At 52.7% G+C, this 452-nt stretch carries 1 protein-coding gene; it reads right to left on the bottom strand.

The features are described from left to right. The coding region (locus D7X55_RS40910) for a GGDEF domain-containing protein (RefSeq protein WP_147470492.1) at window positions 1–452 on the bottom strand (452 nt) is incomplete at both ends.

The raw sequence follows: 452 nt of genomic DNA, 5'->3' as shown, positions 1-452 counted from the left end.
CTTGTCGCCTTCCTGGTGGCCATAACGGTCGTTGTATTTCTTGAAGAAATCGACATCGATCAGGAATACGGAAAAACCTTCTTCCTTCTTCATCCAGTTATCCCACAACAGGCGCAGATGGTGATCGATGGCGCGGCGGTTCTGCAGCCCGGTCAGGGAATCGGTGTTGGAAAGACGCAGCAGCGCCTGGCCACGCTCATCCGCCGCCTTCTGCTGGGCCTTCGCTTCCAGCCCGTTGACGAAGACATGGTAGCGTTCCCTGTTCAGGTTCCAGTTCACATAAGACGTGAAGACGAAGCAGGAGATATAGAAGGTGCCGAAAGCGAATTTGTAGAAAGCGTCTTCAGGAAACTGCGTCGCCGCCAGAAAATAGGTGACGAGAATGATGCCCGATGACACCAGCGACAGATGGAATCTGAAAGTGAAAAACAGATTGGCGCCCATCATGAAGA

This window comes from Corallococcus sp. AB049A, assembly GCF_003668885.1.
In the GTDB taxonomy this organism is placed as follows: domain Bacteria; phylum Myxococcota; class Myxococcia; order Myxococcales; family Myxococcaceae; genus Corallococcus; species Corallococcus interemptor.
Note: the sequence above shows the minus strand (reverse complement) of the source record. Positions and strands in the feature narration are given on the sequence as shown.